The organism is Adlercreutzia sp. St.1H8 (assembly GCF_059728655.1).
In genome coordinates this window covers 485,238-501,270 of record NZ_AP039376.1, presented here as the reverse complement: position 1 = coordinate 501,270, position 16,033 = coordinate 485,238, and the positions used below count along the sequence as shown (strand labels likewise).

Sequence of the window (16,033 nt, the reverse complement as noted above, 5' to 3'; positions counted from 1 at the left end):
TGCCACGAATTGGGCCCGCAGTGGCACTCATTGGCAGTTTGGTACGGTATCGGCACCCTTATCGAGGGCGAGGGATTCTGCCGACCTGGGGCTTTGTCGTCGCGCATGCCCCCGAGGAAGTCTACGGCAGCCCCAAGCGGGCCTCAAACCGTACCAAACTGCCAATGAGTGCCAGCTCACCCGAAAAAAGTGGCGGCGCGCTCCTTCGGGAGGCGCGCGCCGCCGTCGCTGCGTTGTGCCAAGCGGCTACACGTTGCGGAAGCGCTCGACGGAGGCCCACTCGGCCAGTGACTGGGCATAGGCGGGCTCCAAGTAGCGCGTGGAGAAGAAGTAGACGTCTCCGTTGGAGGCCTCCAGACGCTCGATGTCGGCGTTGGCGGCATCGGCGCGGGCAGCTTGGTAGGCGGCCTCAACGGCAGCGGCGTCCATGAGGAAGGGGTCGTTGGCCAGGCTAGCGCGCGCGAGCGGGCGCGGGTAGACGCGGGAGTCCTCGCGCACGCAGTCGAGGAAGGTGACCACCGGATCGTCCTCGGCAGCGAGGAACGCCCAGTGGGCGTAGGCGTCGGTCATGGCCGAGCGGTCATAGAGGTAGTAGCCGCGGGCGCCCATGAGCAGCGCGATGCCCTCGCAGCGAATGGGAAGCTCGTCGTCTGGGGGCAGGGCGGGCTCGGAGGCCGCCGCAGTCGCAGGCGAGCCGGGATGGGCGCTTGCCGGGCCTGCGTCGCCGACGCCGCCAGGCGCCGCCCCCTCGGCCTGATCCGCGCCGGCGGCATCGGGCACCAGCACGTAGGCGCCCTCTCGCCGGACGAGGCGCATGCCTTCCGGCGCGCGCAGCGCGGGGAAGGGATCATCATCGTTCAGCGGGGCGGCATCGGGCTCCTCCACGAAGTCGTCAAGCGCCGCCAGGGCTGCGGCGACGCGCGCCTGCTCAGCCTCGGCCCCGGGCTCGGGTCCGTCGGGCGCGGACGGGGCGGGCGCGACATGCTCCACGGTCGCCACGGCGATGACCTGCGGGGCGAAGGCAGAGGCATCGGGGGTCGCCCCGACTGCGGCTGCGGTCGGAACGGCGCCGGGGGCCGAGGCAGGGGGCACCGCCTCCCCGGCCGAAGCCGCGCTGGCGGCGGAGCCCACGGGGGCCGCTCCCTCGGAGGCCTGCGCCGCCTGGGCGGCGGCAAGGCGCTCCTTGAAGCCGGTCGGGGCGCCCACCGCGCGGCGCGGGCCGAAGGGCGAGCGCCGAGCCGCCCGGTTGCGGCCAGCCTCCGCGGGGGTCTGTCCCTCTGCGAGCGAGGCAGGCGCTGCCTCGGGATGCGCGGCCTGCCACGCCGTCAGGTAGTCGTAGACGCGCATCTCCAGGTCTTCGACGGTCATATCCGGCGGCACGAGGCCCAGCTCGGCCCAGAGCGCCGGCGTGGCCAGCCGGCTCGCGCGCGAGGCGCCGCGCACAGCCTCGAAGGCGAGCGCCAGCGCGTTGCGCTCGGTAGGCGCCACGTCCTCGGGAAACGCCGGCGACGCGATCCCCGCGCTCGCCGCCGAGTCGCCGGCGGCCGCGCCATCGCCGCTGGCCCCGGCCGGCGCCGCGACTGTGGCAGAGCCAGCCGACGCAGCCGCGACGCCGCGCGCGGGCGCCACCGGCTCCTCCCCAACCGACACGGTCGCGCCCAGGGCGACGCCCTCGGCAGCCGCCCCATCGTCTTCGCCGGCCGCGCCTTCCAGCGCATCCACGAGCATCTCGGTACGCATGGTGCGCAGGGAGCAGTGCTCGCACATCATGCAGGCCACCGACGACTCGTCGCAGCCCACCACGGCATCCAGCTCGGCCAAAGTGGCGCCCTCGCGCACCAGGTAGTCGCCCACCAGGCCGCGCACGGCCTCCACCGCGAAGTAGAGCGTGTTCGTCTTGCCGGCCGGCACTCCGTCGAGCGCCTCGCGCACGTCATCCACGGTGATGGCCAGCGCGTCCTCCAGCCGGCGGCCCTCCATCATCGAGCACACGACGCTCGCGCAGGCCGTGATGGCCAGGCAGCCGCGCGCCTTGAAGCCGGCCTTGCGAACGACGCGCGTGTCCGGGTCGACCACGGCGAACAGGCGACAGGCTACCTCGCCGCGCTTCGACTTGCCGGCCATGGACTGGGCGTTGAAGCCCTCGGGGCGGCCGGCGTTCCTGAAGTTGGCCACCACGGCCAAGAGCGTGTCGGAATAGCTCTCCACGTCGTCGCCGACGGCAGTCTGGTAGACATCCGCCGTACGCAGGAGCACCTTGTCCTCGAGCTCGACGTAGACGTTGCGGGATTCTCCCATAGTTGACTCCTCGCCTCATGAATCATGCTGGGCAACATTGTCACCCGCAGGACCCGTGAAACGTACCCTCTTTGGGGATACGCGTCGTTTACATCCCGTAAACAATGGATAAACGCAGCATCGCCCCCTGTGAAACGCACTAAACTTAGCGGCATCGCGCATCGTTCGTCCCGGGGAGGGCAGGCCCACGGCATCGGGTCGGGGACGGTACGGAGGAAGAGCGCTGGAGGGGATCATGGACTCATCACATACCGGCATCGCAGGCGACGCCGCAGCGTTCGCGCGCTTGGAGACCCGGTCTATCGGCACCTTGGCCCGGGGCCTCGCGCCCGGCATCCTGGGGCTGGCGCTGGCGCGATCGGGACTCATCGCCGGAAGCTACGGCAGCTACAACCAGACCGACCTGGGCATCTACACCGACGGCTCCATGCTGGCCACGCTCGTCATCATGGGCGCGCTGCTGCTCGCGCTAGCCGTGAGCCGGCGCCAGCTGCGACGACGCACCGTCACCCTGCTCGCCGAGCTGTGCATCCTCGCCGAGACGCTGCTCCTCGTGGCGCAGACGGCCATCGTCCTCGACGGAGCGCCTCATCCCCTGATGCTCTTCTGGCTGAGCGTGGCGCTTTCGCTGTTCTCAAGCGGCGCCATGTACTACTGGCTGCGCCGGGCGAAGGGATGCTCGGGGGCGCTTGCCGCCGTCTACGCCTTCGGCGCGCTCATCGTGAGCGAGGTGTTCTTGGAGGTGCTCTCGCTGCTGCCGGCCGCCACCTCGCTCGCAGCGGCGGCAGCCGGATCGCTCCTGCAGTTCGGCTGCCTGGCGCTTGCCTTCCGAGGACGGCCGCTGCGCACCCTCGACGCGCCGCCAGGGCCGACCGCCTACTTCGGCTACACGCGCACCTCCGTCGACGACCGCCGCTTCCTCGTGAGCACGGCCATCGGCATCGGCCTGCTCGGCATCGTCGTGGGGATGCTGCGCGGCTACCCCGACGGGCTGCCCATCGTGTTCACCGAGCCCACGCGGCTCGGCTACGCCGGCCTCACCATCGTCATCAGCGCGGCCGTCATCCTGTTCGTGCTGCGCGGCAACCGCCGAACCATGACCATGGGCATTTGGGTGACGCTCGAGCTTTTGGCCTGCATGGCGCTTATCGTCTATGCGGCGTTTCCCCAGGCGCTCGAGAACGGCGCGCTGTTCGCCACCACGGTGAACGCGCTCATGGTGGGGCTCGTGTGGTACACGGTGATAGCCTTCGAGTCCCATGGGTGGCGCGACCCGTACTACTACGCGCTCGCCGGCTGGATCGTATGGCTGGGCTGCCGCGGCGTAGCGCGCATGGGACTCGCGGCGGTCCATCCGCTCGCCGTGAACGACCTGGTGGTGAACGCCGTCATGGGCCTGCTGCTGCTCGTGTCCACGCAGGCGGTCTTCAGCTGCTGCCTGCACGATGCCGATATGCAGCGTCAGGCGGACGAGGAGGCGGCCCAGGCCATGCGCGCCGTAGAGGCGGGCGGGGCGGGCGCCGGCGCCGACGAGGGCGCGACGCGGGCAGGGGCGGGCCTCGACCCGACCTCGGCCGCAGGCGCGCCGGCGCCCGCTACGGCCCCAACGCCCGGCGACGAGCCGCCGGCCGGCCCCTCCGCCGACGAGATACGCGCGAGCATCCTGGCCGCCATGGAACGCGACGACGCGCCGCCCTCCCCCTTCGGCGCCGCCACGCCGACGACGACCGCGAGCTCGCGCGCCGCAGCCGCACGCCCGGCACCACGGCGGTCATCGCCCCAGCTCAGCCGCCTCATGGGCCTCGACGAGGCCGACGCTCCCCTCGCTACCCGCCAGCCGACGCTCGCCACCAGCGTCGAGGCGATGGGCCGGCGCTTCATGCTCTCCGAGCGCGAGATCGAGGTGCTCACCCTCTACGCGCTCGGCTACACCCAGAAGCGGGTGGCCGAGGAGCTGTTCATCTCGCCAGGCACCGCCCACACCCACATCAAGCGCATCTACGCGAAGACGGGCATGCACTCGCGTCAGGACATCCTCGACTACCTGGAGAGCTACGACGCCTAACAAGGGCGGGCAAAACCAGAGGCGCGCGGCCCCGATACAGGGCCGCGCGCCTCGAACAACCCGCGAAATCGGCTGCGCAACGCCACGCCTCGCGCAGCGCGCCCTAGCCCGCCAGCGCCTCGCGGGCGTCAGCGGCGGTCACCACATGGCCGGCCTCGAAGCCGCGGGCGGTCAGGAGGAAGCGCACGGCGTTGCGCATCTCGTCCGCGCTGCCGGCGAAGTCGGCGGCCAGGTAGGCCAGTGCCTCGTCAGAGAGCACGGCCGCCCCCTCCTCGGCGCCGAAGCGCTCGGCCATGCGACGGCCGAACTCCGCCAGGCCGGCGGCATCGAGCGGGAGCACCTCTGCCACCTCGAAGTCGTCCAGCGCCGCGCCGAAGGCCGCTCGGTCGAGGTCGGCCGGCGCGCCGTCGAAGGCGATCACCGTGGAGAGCCCGCGGCGGTTGCGCTCGTCGACGAGCAGCTGCGCCGTCTGGCAACCGCGCGGCCCCTCGGCCACAAGCGTATCCAGCCCGTCCAGGCACAGCAGGTCAACCTCGGCCACGCTCTCCAGCAGCGACTCGTTGATCTCCAGGTCGATGGCGGCCAGGATCTCCTGCGCGTGGGCGTAGAGCGCCTTGCGCTCGGCGAGCAGGTCGCGCTCGCGGCCCCGCGCCTGCAGCACCGTGGTCTTGCCCGAGCCAGCCGGCCCGCACACCACCAGGCGCACCGGCGCCTCGGCGTCCAGGGCCCCCATCACCGTCTGGAACGCGGCGTTGCCCTCGGTTATCACGATGTCGTCGGAAAGCTGTCTCATGGCGGGGTCTCCTCCCATCGAAGAAAAGGACCGAAGCCGCGCCTCGGTCCCCTCAAGACTGACTGCGATTGCCGGTTGCTTTCCCGGCAGCTCTCAGCATAGCACCTTATGTAAGCCCAAAGGGGCTGATGCCCTATCGCGGCTCGCTCCGCCCCGCCGGCGCGAACGCCTGGGCGCCGCACGAGGCGCACGCGCCCATCCGCAGCGCCGCGACCCACCCTCAGTCGGGCAGCTCGCCCTCGTCCCATGACTCCAGGTCAAGCCCGGGGACGCGCTTGAACTCGCGGACGTTGCCCGTGACCAGCGTGGCACCGCGGGCCACGGCCGTGGCGGCTACGAGCAGGTCGTTGGGCCCGATGACGCGCCCCTCCGCCTCGAGCTGGGCTCGGATGCGCCCGTAGGCCACGGCGCAGTCGGCGTCGAAGGGGATGCGGGCGAACGGATCGAGGAACCGCTCGAGGAGCAGCTGGTTCTCCTGCGCGCGGACGCTCTTGCGGGCGCCCGTGCGCAGCTCGGCCTCCACCACGGCGGGGATGCCGAACAGGCGCGGGTCGCTCTGGCGCATCAGCTGGCGGGCCAGGGGCAGGCGTCCCCGCAGCAGGTTGATGCACACGTCGGAGTCGAGAAAGTACACCGCCGCACCTCCTAGAACTGCGGCAGCGGGCCGTCGTGCGCCGCGTCCAGCTCAGCCGGGGCGACGAAGCTGTCGTCGGCCAGGGCCCCGTAGACGTCCTCCCAGTACCCGACGGGCCATCCGCGGCCCTGCTGCTTCTCCGTCACCAGGTCGGCCACGTAGCGGGAGAGTGATCGGTTGGCTTTCCGGGCGCTTGCGCGCAGGCCGTCCATGGCGGACTCGTTCAGGTAGAGCGAAAGCTGGGGCATGACCCTCTCCCTTCTTTTTGGGATACAAGTATATTTGCAAGTATACTTCTCTCATATCCTGTACGCAAGAAAAAACGCCCGCCGGGAGGGCGGGCGCTTTTGCGCGGGTCTCATGTCGCCCACGAGGGACGCGCCGGCAGCTAGCAGCAGCCGTGCTTCTTGCCCTTGCCATGGCCGCGGCCGTGACGACCGTCGTCGCCGAAGACGAAGACGTACTGCGGTGCGTCATGGCCGTGGCCCTTGCAGGCGCAGCGTCGACCGCGATGGCCGGCATCGGCCTTATGGCCGCGGCCGTGGCGACAACTCCGCTTCTCGATGCGCGCGTAGTCGATGCCCAGGTCGTCCTTGCAGGTGGCGCTGATCTTGTCGGCCAGAGCCACGAGCTGGTCCACCTCGTCAGGCGTCAAGCCAGCCAACACGGCATCGGCTGCGTGGTTCTCCACCGCGAAGCGCTTCCTCAGCACCTCCGCGCCCTTAGCGGTGAGCGACACGGCGAACTCAAAGCCCCCGTCGTCAATGGCGACGTAGCCGTTCTCCTCGGCCTTCTCGGCAACGCGACGCACCTCGTCGCCCCTCCAGCCGAGCAGGCGCTCGAGCCGCTTCTTGTCGATCGAGCCGTCCTCGCCGAACTTCTCGATAACCTTGAGCAGGGCGCCCTGGCCCTTCTTATAGCTGCGCGGCCCCAGGTCGTGCATGGCCAGCTTGGCATAGTTGGCGGCGGTCTTCAGACTCTTGAGGGCCTTCGATGACTCAGTCATGGCATTCCTTCTTTCCCAATAGCGGCGCGCACGAGGCGCGATGAATCCCACTATAGGAAGGAGGGACGCGCACCGCCTCCCACGATCCGCCCGCGTTAACCAAACGGTGACCAGGCCACCACACTCGCGCCACGTACGGCAGCGAGGGAACGGCCCGCGCACATCAGGACGCCGGGGGGCAAGCGGCCACGCGCGGGAGGCCCCCGTCATGCCCCCCGAACGGCAAAGGGGCCAAGACGAAGCGGCGCGCGAAGGCCGAGCGGCGGCGAGCGGAGCGAAGCCGGGCGGAGCACGGGATGGCTCCGGCAGCGAGCGGGACGGCCCGGCAGCGAGCGCACCGGCGCACCAGGAGGGTGCGCGCAAGAGATCCTGGCCAACGCGCGTTTTCTCAAGGCAGAGGGCAATCGGCGCGGAGGGGCTTAGCGGCAGAGGCCGGCTGACCAGCCTCGCCCCGCGCCCCAGGTGCGAGGGCGGCGGAACGTAAGCCCCCCCTGAGTCGGAGAAGAGACACCGAACGCAATCGTGGCGGAAAGGCAGGCGGATGCGCGGAGAGCTCCGTCGTCGAAGGCTTGGCCTTTTCTGGCCAATTTCGCTGCGCTTTACGCTCGATGACGGGTGCTTGGCACCGGAAATGGCCAATTTCGCCATGGTTTACGCGAAATCACGGGCTTTGGCTGCGTAAACCATGGCGAAATTGGCCAGAAACCGCGACCGCCCCGCCCGCCCCGGCGCAATCGCCGCCGCGCCCAGCGCCCCGCCCCGGCGCCGGCCCGCCCGCTCACGGCCCTCGCCCAACCGCCACCGTCGCCCCTCTCCCCGCTCGCAGCCGTCACCGCCACCGTCGCCCCTCTCCCCGCTCACGGCCCGCACTCTACCCCGGCGCCGGCCCCCGCCCGCTCGCAGCCGTCACCGCCACCGTCGTCCCTCCCCCCCCCGCCCGCGTCGCCAGACGGCGGCCGCCCCCGCCCGCCCCGGCGCAATCGCCGCCTCCCCGTCCTCGCCCCGCCGCCTCCCACATCCGCCGCACCTAGCCCCCCCCCAAACGCAAGCGAGGCGCCCGCCCTCTCGGCGGACGCCTCGCACAGGCATCGGCAACGGGAGCCGCTCGCCCCAGCCGACTACCCCCGGTAGCTCTCCATCAGCTTCGCGAAGGCGGGCATCGAGCGCTCGATGGTCTCGCGGGCGATGCAGTAGCTCAGGCGCACCCAGCCGCCCACGCCAAAGCTGTCGGAGGGCACGAGCAGCAGCTCGAACTCCTTCGCGCGGTCGGAGAACGCCTGCGCGTCATCCTCGAGCGCCTTCATCCACAGGTAGAACGCGCCGTCCGGCTCCACGTACTCGTAGCCGAGCGCGGAAAGCCCCTCGGTGAGGATGCGGCGGTTCTCGGCGTAGGCCGCCACGTCAGAGGGCTCGGCCACGCAGGCGGCGATGACGCGCTGCAGCAGCACGGGCGCGCAGATGTAGCCGAGCGCACGTCCGGCGCCGGCCACGGCGCACGACACCTCGGCCGCGTCGGGCATGAGGTCGGACACGTAGATATAGCCGATGCGCTCGCCCGGCAGCGAGAGCGCCTTGCTGTAGGAGTAGCACACGACGGTGCGCGGGTACAGGCACGGCACGTAGGGAACCTCCGCGCCGTAGGTGATCTCGCGGTAGGGCTCGTCGCTGATGAGGTAGATCGGGCGGCCCAGCTCCTCTTCCTTGGCGACGAGCACCGCGGCCAGGGCCTCCAGGGTCTCGCGCGTGTACACGGCGCCCACCGGGTTGTTGGGTGAGTTGATGATGACGGCGCTCGTGCGCGGCGTGATGGCGGCGGCCACGGCCTCGGCGTCCACCTGGAAGCTCGGCACGCTGGCCGGCACCTCCACGATGGTGCAGCCGGCCATGTCGATCCACGTCTTGTACTCGGGGAAGTAGGGGCTGATGACGATGACCTCATCGCCGGGCACCGTGAGGGCGCTGATGGAGATGGCGAGCCCCGCCGCCGCGCCGGCGGTCAGGTACAGGTTGCCCGGCGTGGCCGGCACGCCGTAGCGCTCGGCGAGGTAGTCGGCGATGACCTGCTTCACGGCCGGGTCGCCCGCGGCGGGCGTGTAGCCGTGCAGGGCCACCGGATCCTCCTCCATCAGCGCGAGGATGGTCTCGCGCACGCGCTCGGGCGCGGGCACGCTCGGGTTGCCGATGGAGTAGTCGAAGACGTTCTCGGCCCCCACCTCAGCCTTGCGGGCCATCCCGTAGGCGAACAGCTCGCGGATGGCGCTGGGCTCGTCACCCAGGGCGTACATTGCTTGGTTGATCACCGGTTCCTCCCCCTTATTCCTTGACCACGAGGACGTCGCAGCGGCAGGTGCGGATGAGGTGCTTCGACACGCTGCCGACGAAGGCGTACTTGATGTCGGAGTACCCGCGCTCGCCGCAGACCACGAGATCGGGCTCCCATTCCCCCACGTGCTCCTCGAGCACATCGACCACGCGGCCCACGCCCACCTTGAACTCACAGGACGGCACGCGCGGGTCGTTCGCGAGCTCCTCGAGCATCGGGGCCAGGTTCTCCTCCATGGCCTCGCGCACGCCGGCGGCCAGGGCCTGGTAGTCGGCTCCGTTGGCGTCGGCTGGCAGCGAGTCCACCACGTGGGCGAAGTAGAGCGCGGCGCCGTTGGCCCGGGCCAGGGCCACGGCTCGCCTGATGACGGCGTTCTGCGCGTCGGTGCCGTCCAGGGCGGCGAAGATGCGTTGGTAGGTGCTCATGGGATCCTCCGTTATCCGTCTTTTCGCCGCCCGCGAGGCGGCTAGCAACAGGATAACGCCAACGGGCCGCGCCGGCCCCCGAAAGACGGCCTGCGGCCGAGGCCGCGGGCAGCCTAGGCCCCGTACAGCGCGCCGGCGATGTCCTCGAAGACGGAGCGCGCGCTCCACGGGCCGATGCCGGCCGGCGTGCCGAGCGAGATGCGGTAGCGCGCGGCAGGAGAGAGCCCCACGCGCACGAGCCCGTCCGCCACCTGGGGCATCTCCTCCAGCACGAGGGTGGGGCAGAAGGCGGCGCCCAGCCCGTCGTGGGCCAAGCGCAGCAGGGTGATCATGTCGTTGCCCTCCACGAGCGCCCGGGGGCGGATGCCGGCGCGGCGCAGCTCGGCATGGGCGATGCGCCCGGATATGTCATCAACGGGCTCAAGCAGAAACGGGCAGGCCCCCAGGGCCTCCAGGCCCAGCTCGGGCGCGCGGGCCGCAGCCTCCTCTGGCGCTACGCCCAAGGCGGCGCCGAGCACCGCAGGCGTCGCCACCAGCACCACCTCCTCCTCATAGAGGGGGTGCACCTCCACGTCTCCCGCAGCGCCATCGAACCGGGCGATCACCACATCGGCCTCGTGGGCCTCCGCCAGGCGCACGAGCTCCTCGTTCGCGCCCTCTATCACCTTCACCGCCACGTTGGGCAGGCTCTCGTGGAACTGACGCAGGATGTTGGGCAGCAGCAGGCGACCGCGCACGTTGGACACGCCCACCTTCAGCACGCCGGCGCCGCCGATGCTCGTCTCCCCCAGCTGCCGCAGCATGCGGATGCGGGCATCGCGCTGCTCGATGGCGTAGGCGAGGAAGGTCTCGCCCGACCGCGTGAAGGCCAGCGGGTTGCTGCGCACCACCAGGCGCGTGTCCAGCTCGCGCTCAAGCGCCGCCAGCCGCGAGCTCAGGGTCTGCTGGGACACCTGCAGCTCCTCCGAGGCGCGGGTGAAGGTGCCGCTCTCCGCCAGCTGCACGAACCAGTCCAACGACTCGACGGCCACGGCCGCTCCTCTCCCTCTCCGCCGCATGCGCTCTCCCGCACGGCGCCAGCCGCCGCGGGGCGGCGGCCCGAACCTCGCTTTCCGTCATATCTACCATATTTTTTTGTGACTTGACCGAAAATACTTGTCAAAGGCAGCGGGAATTGTGCTCAGGAGGCGTAGGATGGACAGCGTTCTGACAACGAGCCCTATGAGGAGGGAACATGAAGAAAACGAAGATTCTGGCAGCGGCGGCCTGCGCCGCGCTGCTGGCGTTCGGGCTCTTCGGCTGCGGCGGCGGCGACGCCAAGACCGATTCCAAGACCGACGCCAAGGCCGACGCCCCCAAGACCCAGACGGAGAACCTGCGCTTCGTCACCGGCGGCGAGTCCGGCACCTACTACGCCTACGGCAACGTGCTCGGCCAGTTCGCCACCAACGGCGACTACGGCGTGAACGTGTCCGCCCTGGCCGGCAACGGCTCCCAGGCCAACATCCAGGCCCTCGAGGACGGCGACGCTGACATCGCGTTCTGCCAGTCCGACGTGCTGGCCTACGCCTATGACGGCACCAACCTGTTCGAGGGCGCGCCCTACAAGGACTTCTCCATCGTGGCCGACCTGTATCAGGAGCAGGTGCAGATCGTCACCTGCGACCCGTCCATCAAGACCGTCGCTGACCTGGCCGGCAAGACCGTCTCCGTCGGCGCCGCCGGCTCTGGCGTGTACTTCAACGCCCTCGACGTGCTCGGCGTGTACGACCTGACGCTCGACGACATCAACCCCGTCTACCAGAGCTTCGCCGACTCGGCCGACTCCCTGAAGGACAACAAGATCGACGCCGCCTTCATCGTGGCCGGCGCCCCCACCACCGCCATCACCGACCTGTCCACCACCAAGACCGCCTACCTGGTCTCCATGGATGATGCGCACGTCGATGAGCTCATGGCCATCTCGCCCTACTACAGCAAGGCCGTCATCCCGGCTGACACCTACGGCCTCGAGGGCCCGACCACCACGGTGTCCGTGGGCGCGGTCGTCATCGCCAACAACTCGGTCTCCGAGGACGCCATCTACAACTTCACCAAGTCCCTCTTCGAGGGCGCCGAGAGCAACGCCGACGCCCACGCGAAGTACAAGGAGCTGGTGATCGAGGACGCCGCCGGCATCACGTCGGTCCCCTACCACCCGGGTGCCGCCAAGTACTTCGAGGAGCAGGAGATCACGGTCGGCAAGTAGCTGCCGCCTAACCAGGCCGGAGGGGCGCGAGCCCACGCCGGCTGACGCACCATCGCAAGACCAACCAAGGGTCGCGCCGACGCACCGCCGGCGCGACCCTTGGCCGTATCCTTCCCTTACCTAAGCGATTTACTCACCCAAATCGTTTCGGCCAGGGAAGAGAAGGAGGAGCCCATGGCACTGTTCAAGAAGAAGGGGAAGACCAAGACGGAGGCCGAGCTTCTGGCCACCTCCCCCGACGGCGCGGCGATAGACGCCGAGGAGGTCATGCGCAAGTACGACCGCGAGTCCAACACGCGCATCTGGGAGGGCGTGCCGAAGATCGTCTTCACGGTCATCCTCGTGGCCTTCTCCGTCTACTGCATGGCCATGACGCTGCTCTCCGTCGAGCAGGCCGAGGCGCGCCTGGCGCGCTTCCTGGCGTTCATCGTGGTCATCGGCTACCTCATGTTCCCGGCGCGCAAGACGGGACACAAGGTCAACCACATTCCCTGGTACGACATCGTGCTCATGCTGGCCGGGTTCGGGGCGTTCATGTACTTCGCGCTCAACTGCACCGACATCCTGCTCATGGGCGCGCGCATCCAGCCGCTCCACGTGGCGCTCGGCGTGGTGGGCATCCTCGTGCTGGCGGAGCTGTGCCGCCGCTGCGTGGGCATCCCCATCATCGTGGTGGTGGCGTGCCTGGTGGCCTACGCGTTCTACTGGCAGCTGACTACCGGCAACAACGTGGCCGTCTACGACGCCCTGCGCAAGATCGTGCAGAAGCTGTTCTACACCACGAGCGGCGTCATCGGCACGCCCATCAACGTGTGCTACACCTACATCGTGCTGTTCATCATCTTCGGCGCGTTCCTCGAGCGCACCGGCATCGCGAACTTCTTCATCGCGCTGGCCAACCGCATCGCCGGCTGGTCGAGCGGCGGCGCGGCCAAGGTGGCCGTCATCGCGTCGGCCCTGTGCGGCATGGTGTCGGGCTCGTCGGTGGGCAACACCGTCACCACCGGGTCGGTCACCATCCCCATGATGAAGAAGACCGGCTACCGCCCGCCCTTCGCCGGCGCCGTGGAGGCCGCGTCGTCCACCGGCGGCCAGATCATGCCCCCCATCATGGGCGCGGCGGCCTTCCTCATGGCCGAGTACATCGGCATCCCCTACCTCGAGGTGGCCGTCATGGCCATCATCCCCGCCTTCCTCTACTTCGCCGGCATCTTCATCTCGGTGCACCTGGAAGCCAAGAAGCTCGGGCTCAAGGGCATCCCGCGCCATGAGCTGCCCACGTTCAAGTACCTGCTGCAGAACTGCTACCTCATCATCCCGCTCGTCCTGCTCGTGTGGCTGGTGGCCTCGGGCGCGCGCACCATGGCCGTGTCGGCCGCCATCTCTATCGCGGGCGCCTTCGTCATCGGCTTCATCAACTTCCTGCTGACCAACTGGCGCGAGCGCGCCGAGGGCGCTCGCTTCGGGTCGGTCTTCGGCGAGACGTGCAAGATGGCGCTGTTCACCACCATCGACGCCTTCGCGGCGGGCGCCAAGAACGTCATCTCCGTGGCCGTGGCCTGCGCGATGGCCGGCCTCATCGCCGGCTGCATCACGGTGACGGGCCTCGCGTCCACCATCATCAACGTCATCGTCATGGCGGCAGGCGACTTCCTCATCATCGGGCTCGTGTTCACCATGCTCTGCTGCATCGTGCTGGGCATGGGCGTGCCCACCACGGCCAACTACTGCATCATGGCCTCCACCTGCGCGCCCATCCTCATGGCGCTCGGCATCAACCCCATCTGCGCCCACTTCTTCGTGTTCTACTTCGGCATCGTGGCCGACATCACGCCGCCGGTGGCACTCGCGGCCTACGCGGCGGCGGCCATCGCCAAGGCCAAGCCCATGGCCACGGCCGTCAACGCGTCCAAGCTGGCCATCGCGGCGTTCATCGTGCCCTACATCTTCGCCATGAACCCGAGCCTGCTGCTTCAGGGCGACGTGACCACCGCCACCGTGGCCCTCAACATGACAACGGCGCTCGTGGGCCTGTTCGGCGTGGCCGTGGCCCTCAACGGGTTCCTGTTCAAGAGCAAGGTCAACCCGGTGCTGCGCGTGGCGCTGGTGGCCGGCGGCCTGTCCATGATGATTCCGGGCAGCCTGTCCGACGTCGTCGGATTCGCCGTCGTGTTCGCCATCTGCCTGTTCCAGTGGCTGCTCGGGCGGCGCGCCAAGGGTAGCGCCACCCCGGCTGAGGCCGCGGTACCCGCGCTCGAGGACGACGCGAACGACATGGAGGCGGCCCGCTAGGCGCCCGGCGCCTGAGACAGGCCCACCGACTGGTTGGAGGATCATATGGAGAAGCAGGACATCATCTGGGTCACGGGCGCGAAGGGGTTCCTCGGCGGCGAGGTGTGCGCCCATCTGGAGGCCGCCGGCAAGCGCGTGGTAGGCACCGACGCGGAGCTCTCCGTCAGCGACTCGGAGAACCTCGAGCGGTTCGCGCAGGAGGTCATGCCCGCCGCCATCGTGAACTGCGCCGGCATCCGCCGCGACGCCACCACGCTGGGCACGCGCATCAAGGCCTACGAGGTGAACGCGCTCGGCGCCCGCAACGTGGCGCTGGCGGCCAACGCCATCGGCGCGCTCATGGTGCAGGTGTCGAGCGACGACGTGTACGCCGCCGTGGTGCCCGAGCCGGTCAACGAGTTCGACAACCCGCACCCCACCACCCCCTACGGCAAGTCCAAGCGCGCCGGCGAGATGATGGTGCGCAACACCACCGACGACCATCTCATCGTGCGCTCGTCGTGGCTCTACCACGCCCAGAGCGGCCGGTTCCGCGACATCCTGGACGCAGCGGAGGCCGGGCGCACCTACGCGGCGCGCACCGACCAGGTGGCCTCCCCCACCAGCGTGGACTTCTACTGCAAGTTCCTGGTGGCGGCGCTGGACAAGCACCTCACGGGCACCTTCCACGTGGCCAACACCGGATCGACCAGCCGTTACGGGTTCGCGGCCAAGATCCTCGAGCTGGCCGGCTACGATCCCGCCGCCGTCTTGGTGGCCGAGGAGGATCCGCGCACGGCCGAGCACCTGGTGCTCGAGAGCCTGCTCCTGGAGATGTCAGGCGTGGACATCCCCGCCTGGGACGACGAGCTCGCCCGCTACATGGGCACGCTGTAGCGCAGGACAGCCGACACGCAAGAGGCCGCGCACATGCACGAGGGGCCCCGGCGCTACGCCGGGGCCCCTCGCTTTGCGTTGCGCCTCCTGGGGGAGGGCGTGCTTCCCTAGATCTCGTCAAGCCACCCTCTCATAGGGAAAGCTGTGCGCATAGAGGGACTCTGGGGCAAGATCAATATCACCATCAAGCCACGTCATCACCCCGTGATCAATGAAGAAAGCATCGAAAACCGCCTTGTCGGCCAAAGGGGCAAAGGCTGGCATCTCAAGCAAGTACGCCGCATCGAACAGCCGTGTCTCCCCGGTAGAGAACTCGACGAGCATGGAGAGCTCGTCGACCACCCGTGCCGCCACTATCTCTATGCCCGATACGAGCTCACCCGCATAGGCGACGCCATCGACCACATACATAAGAACCTCCTAACGAAGCGGCTCGATTCTCTCAAAGGGAATGCCGGCCACTGCTTTGTTCCAAGCACCATACGCCTCATCTTCATGGAGCGTGAGCCATGCCGACACAAGCTTCATCTGCTTGACAGGCAGAGAACCCGCCAGCAGCTCGCCATCAATGCCCACCGATGCCCGATAGTCACCATAGTAAACGTGAACATGAGGCTTGTTGTGCTGCCCGGTGTCCTGATAGACCATCTTGATTATGATGCCGTAGAAGCGGCTGATCTCCGGCATAGCACACCCGCCTTCCTACTGCAAAGCAAACCGGTATCAGGAGAAGTATATCAGCCAGCCACTCCCTCAACACAAAAGGGCGACACGATAGGCATCACTCCGGGCGCGCACCTTTCCTCCGTGTCGCCCTTTTCCCAGTCGAAGGAGAGAGGGACGATGAGGGCACCATTGTTAAGCAGTGGGAGCGAGTCAAAGGAAAGACGCTGAACACCCGGTCGTCAAGCAGGCGGTTCGGCAGGAGCGACCCAATGAAGAAGCCATCGGATTTTTCAGGCGCTCCAAATCCGGAGACGAAGGCCCGCTCCGTCGAATGCTCAGCAGGAGAACAGACGCCTTCGACTTTGACTCGCTCGCCCCGGCATCCTCCCCAGATGACCGAAGCGGTC

At 68.8% G+C, this 16,033-nt stretch carries 14 protein-coding genes; 4 read left to right on the top strand and 10 right to left on the bottom strand.

Annotated elements, in window-relative coordinates; translation table 11 throughout:
- Window positions 1–246: 246 nt before the first annotated feature.
- Window positions 247–2,298, bottom strand: coding sequence for a YdhW C-terminal domain-containing protein (locus tag AC6I0Y_RS01685; RefSeq protein ID WP_497732628.1), 2,052 nt, complete (start codon window positions 2,296–2,298; stop codon window positions 247–249).
- Window positions 2,299–2,533: 235 nt separating this feature from the next.
- On the opposite strand from AC6I0Y_RS01685, the gene AC6I0Y_RS01680 reads away from it, so the two are divergent.
- On the top strand, window positions 2,534–4,363 hold the full coding sequence (locus tag AC6I0Y_RS01680) for a helix-turn-helix transcriptional regulator (protein WP_497732626.1): 1,830 nt from the start codon (window positions 2,534–2,536) through the stop codon (window positions 4,361–4,363).
- Between the two features lie 103 nt (window positions 4,364–4,466).
- Here the strand turns inward: AC6I0Y_RS01680 and AC6I0Y_RS01675 are convergent, their stop codons facing one another.
- The 7 genes from AC6I0Y_RS01675 to AC6I0Y_RS01645 all read right to left on the bottom strand — a co-directional run bounded on the left by AC6I0Y_RS01675 (window position 4,467) and on the right by AC6I0Y_RS01645 (window position 10,575).
- On the bottom strand, window positions 4,467–5,156 hold the full coding sequence (locus tag AC6I0Y_RS01675; protein ID WP_160710055.1) for a hypothetical protein: 690 nt from the start codon (window positions 5,154–5,156) through the stop codon (window positions 4,467–4,469).
- 220 nt (window positions 5,157–5,376) lie between these two features.
- The gene (locus AC6I0Y_RS01670; protein WP_160710056.1) at window positions 5,377–5,790 is read right to left on the bottom strand and encodes a type II toxin-antitoxin system VapC family toxin; all 414 of its coding nucleotides are present in this window, start codon (window positions 5,788–5,790) and stop codon (window positions 5,377–5,379) included.
- Window positions 5,791–5,801: 11 nt separating this feature from the next.
- Window positions 5,802–6,038 carry an antitoxin gene (locus tag AC6I0Y_RS01665; RefSeq protein WP_497732624.1) on the bottom strand — a complete coding sequence of 79 codons (237 nt, stop codon included), beginning with the start codon at window positions 6,036–6,038 and terminating at the stop codon, window positions 5,802–5,804.
- A gap of 140 nt (window positions 6,039–6,178) precedes the next feature.
- On the bottom strand, window positions 6,179–6,796 hold the full coding sequence (locus AC6I0Y_RS01660) for a winged helix DNA-binding protein (RefSeq protein ID WP_160710058.1): 618 nt from the start codon (window positions 6,794–6,796) through the stop codon (window positions 6,179–6,181).
- A gap of 1,118 nt (window positions 6,797–7,914) precedes the next feature.
- On the bottom strand, window positions 7,915–9,096 hold the full coding sequence (locus AC6I0Y_RS01655; RefSeq protein WP_370520316.1) for a pyridoxal phosphate-dependent aminotransferase: 1,182 nt from the start codon (window positions 9,094–9,096) through the stop codon (window positions 7,915–7,917).
- 13 nt (window positions 9,097–9,109) lie between these two features.
- On the bottom strand, window positions 9,110–9,544 hold the full coding sequence (locus AC6I0Y_RS01650; protein ID WP_160710059.1) for a universal stress protein: 435 nt from the start codon (window positions 9,542–9,544) through the stop codon (window positions 9,110–9,112).
- A 113-nt stretch (window positions 9,545–9,657) separates the two neighbouring features.
- Window positions 9,658–10,575, bottom strand: a complete 918-nt coding sequence (locus AC6I0Y_RS01645) for a LysR family transcriptional regulator (RefSeq protein WP_497732621.1) — start codon at window positions 10,573–10,575, stop codon at window positions 9,658–9,660.
- A gap of 203 nt (window positions 10,576–10,778) precedes the next feature.
- On the opposite strand from AC6I0Y_RS01645, the gene AC6I0Y_RS01640 reads away from it, so the two are divergent.
- The 3 genes from AC6I0Y_RS01640 (at window position 10,779) to AC6I0Y_RS01630 (ending at window position 14,960) form a co-directional block, all read left to right on the top strand.
- Complete coding sequence (locus tag AC6I0Y_RS01640; protein ID WP_160710061.1) at window positions 10,779–11,792, top strand: TAXI family TRAP transporter solute-binding subunit; 1,014 nt, start codon at window positions 10,779–10,781, stop codon at window positions 11,790–11,792.
- A gap of 174 nt (window positions 11,793–11,966) precedes the next feature.
- On the top strand, window positions 11,967–14,084 hold the full coding sequence (locus AC6I0Y_RS01635; protein WP_497732619.1) for a TRAP transporter permease: 2,118 nt from the start codon (window positions 11,967–11,969) through the stop codon (window positions 14,082–14,084).
- A gap of 45 nt (window positions 14,085–14,129) precedes the next feature.
- Window positions 14,130–14,960: an SDR family oxidoreductase gene (locus AC6I0Y_RS01630; RefSeq protein WP_160710063.1), complete on the top strand. Its 831-nt coding sequence runs from the start codon at window positions 14,130–14,132 to the stop codon at window positions 14,958–14,960.
- Window positions 14,961–15,077: 117 nt separating this feature from the next.
- On the opposite strand, the gene AC6I0Y_RS01625 is transcribed toward AC6I0Y_RS01630, so the two are convergent.
- Together AC6I0Y_RS01625 and AC6I0Y_RS01620 are read right to left on the bottom strand one after the other, a co-directional pair.
- The gene (locus tag AC6I0Y_RS01625; protein WP_497732617.1) at window positions 15,078–15,371 is read right to left on the bottom strand and encodes a DUF2442 domain-containing protein; all 294 of its coding nucleotides are present in this window, start codon (window positions 15,369–15,371) and stop codon (window positions 15,078–15,080) included.
- Between the two features lie 9 nt (window positions 15,372–15,380).
- Window positions 15,381–15,647, bottom strand: coding sequence for a DUF4160 domain-containing protein (locus AC6I0Y_RS01620; protein WP_497732615.1), 267 nt, complete (start codon window positions 15,645–15,647; stop codon window positions 15,381–15,383).
- Window positions 15,648–16,033 lie beyond the last annotated feature (386 nt).

Bases quoted from the DNA above. Each gene is read 5' to 3' on its own strand.
- AC6I0Y_RS01630 (WP_160710063.1), top strand. From the start codon at position 14,130: ATGGAGAAGCAGGACATCATCTGGGTCACGGGCGCGAAGGGGTTCCTC.
- AC6I0Y_RS01635 (WP_497732619.1), top strand. From the start codon at position 11,967: ATGGCACTGTTCAAGAAGAAGGGGAAGACCAAGACGGAGGCCGAGCTT.
- AC6I0Y_RS01675 (WP_160710055.1), bottom strand. From the start codon at position 5,156: ATGAGACAGCTTTCCGACGACATCGTGATAACCGAGGGCAACGCCGCG.
- AC6I0Y_RS01620 (WP_497732615.1), bottom strand. From the start codon at position 15,647: ATGCCGGAGATCAGCCGCTTCTACGGCATCATAATCAAGATGGTCTAT.
- AC6I0Y_RS01680 (WP_497732626.1), top strand. From the start codon at position 2,534: ATGGACTCATCACATACCGGCATCGCAGGCGACGCCGCAGCGTTCGCG.
- AC6I0Y_RS01685 (WP_497732628.1), bottom strand. From the start codon at position 2,298: ATGGGAGAATCCCGCAACGTCTACGTCGAGCTCGAGGACAAGGTGCTC.
- AC6I0Y_RS01650 (WP_160710059.1), bottom strand. From the start codon at position 9,544: ATGAGCACCTACCAACGCATCTTCGCCGCCCTGGACGGCACCGACGCG.
- AC6I0Y_RS01665 (WP_497732624.1), bottom strand. From the start codon at position 6,038: ATGCCCCAGCTTTCGCTCTACCTGAACGAGTCCGCCATGGACGGCCTG.
- AC6I0Y_RS01640 (WP_160710061.1), top strand. From the start codon at position 10,779: ATGAAGAAAACGAAGATTCTGGCAGCGGCGGCCTGCGCCGCGCTGCTG.
- AC6I0Y_RS01625 (WP_497732617.1), bottom strand. From the start codon at position 15,371: ATGTATGTGGTCGATGGCGTCGCCTATGCGGGTGAGCTCGTATCGGGC.
- AC6I0Y_RS01660 (WP_160710058.1), bottom strand. From the start codon at position 6,796: ATGACTGAGTCATCGAAGGCCCTCAAGAGTCTGAAGACCGCCGCCAAC.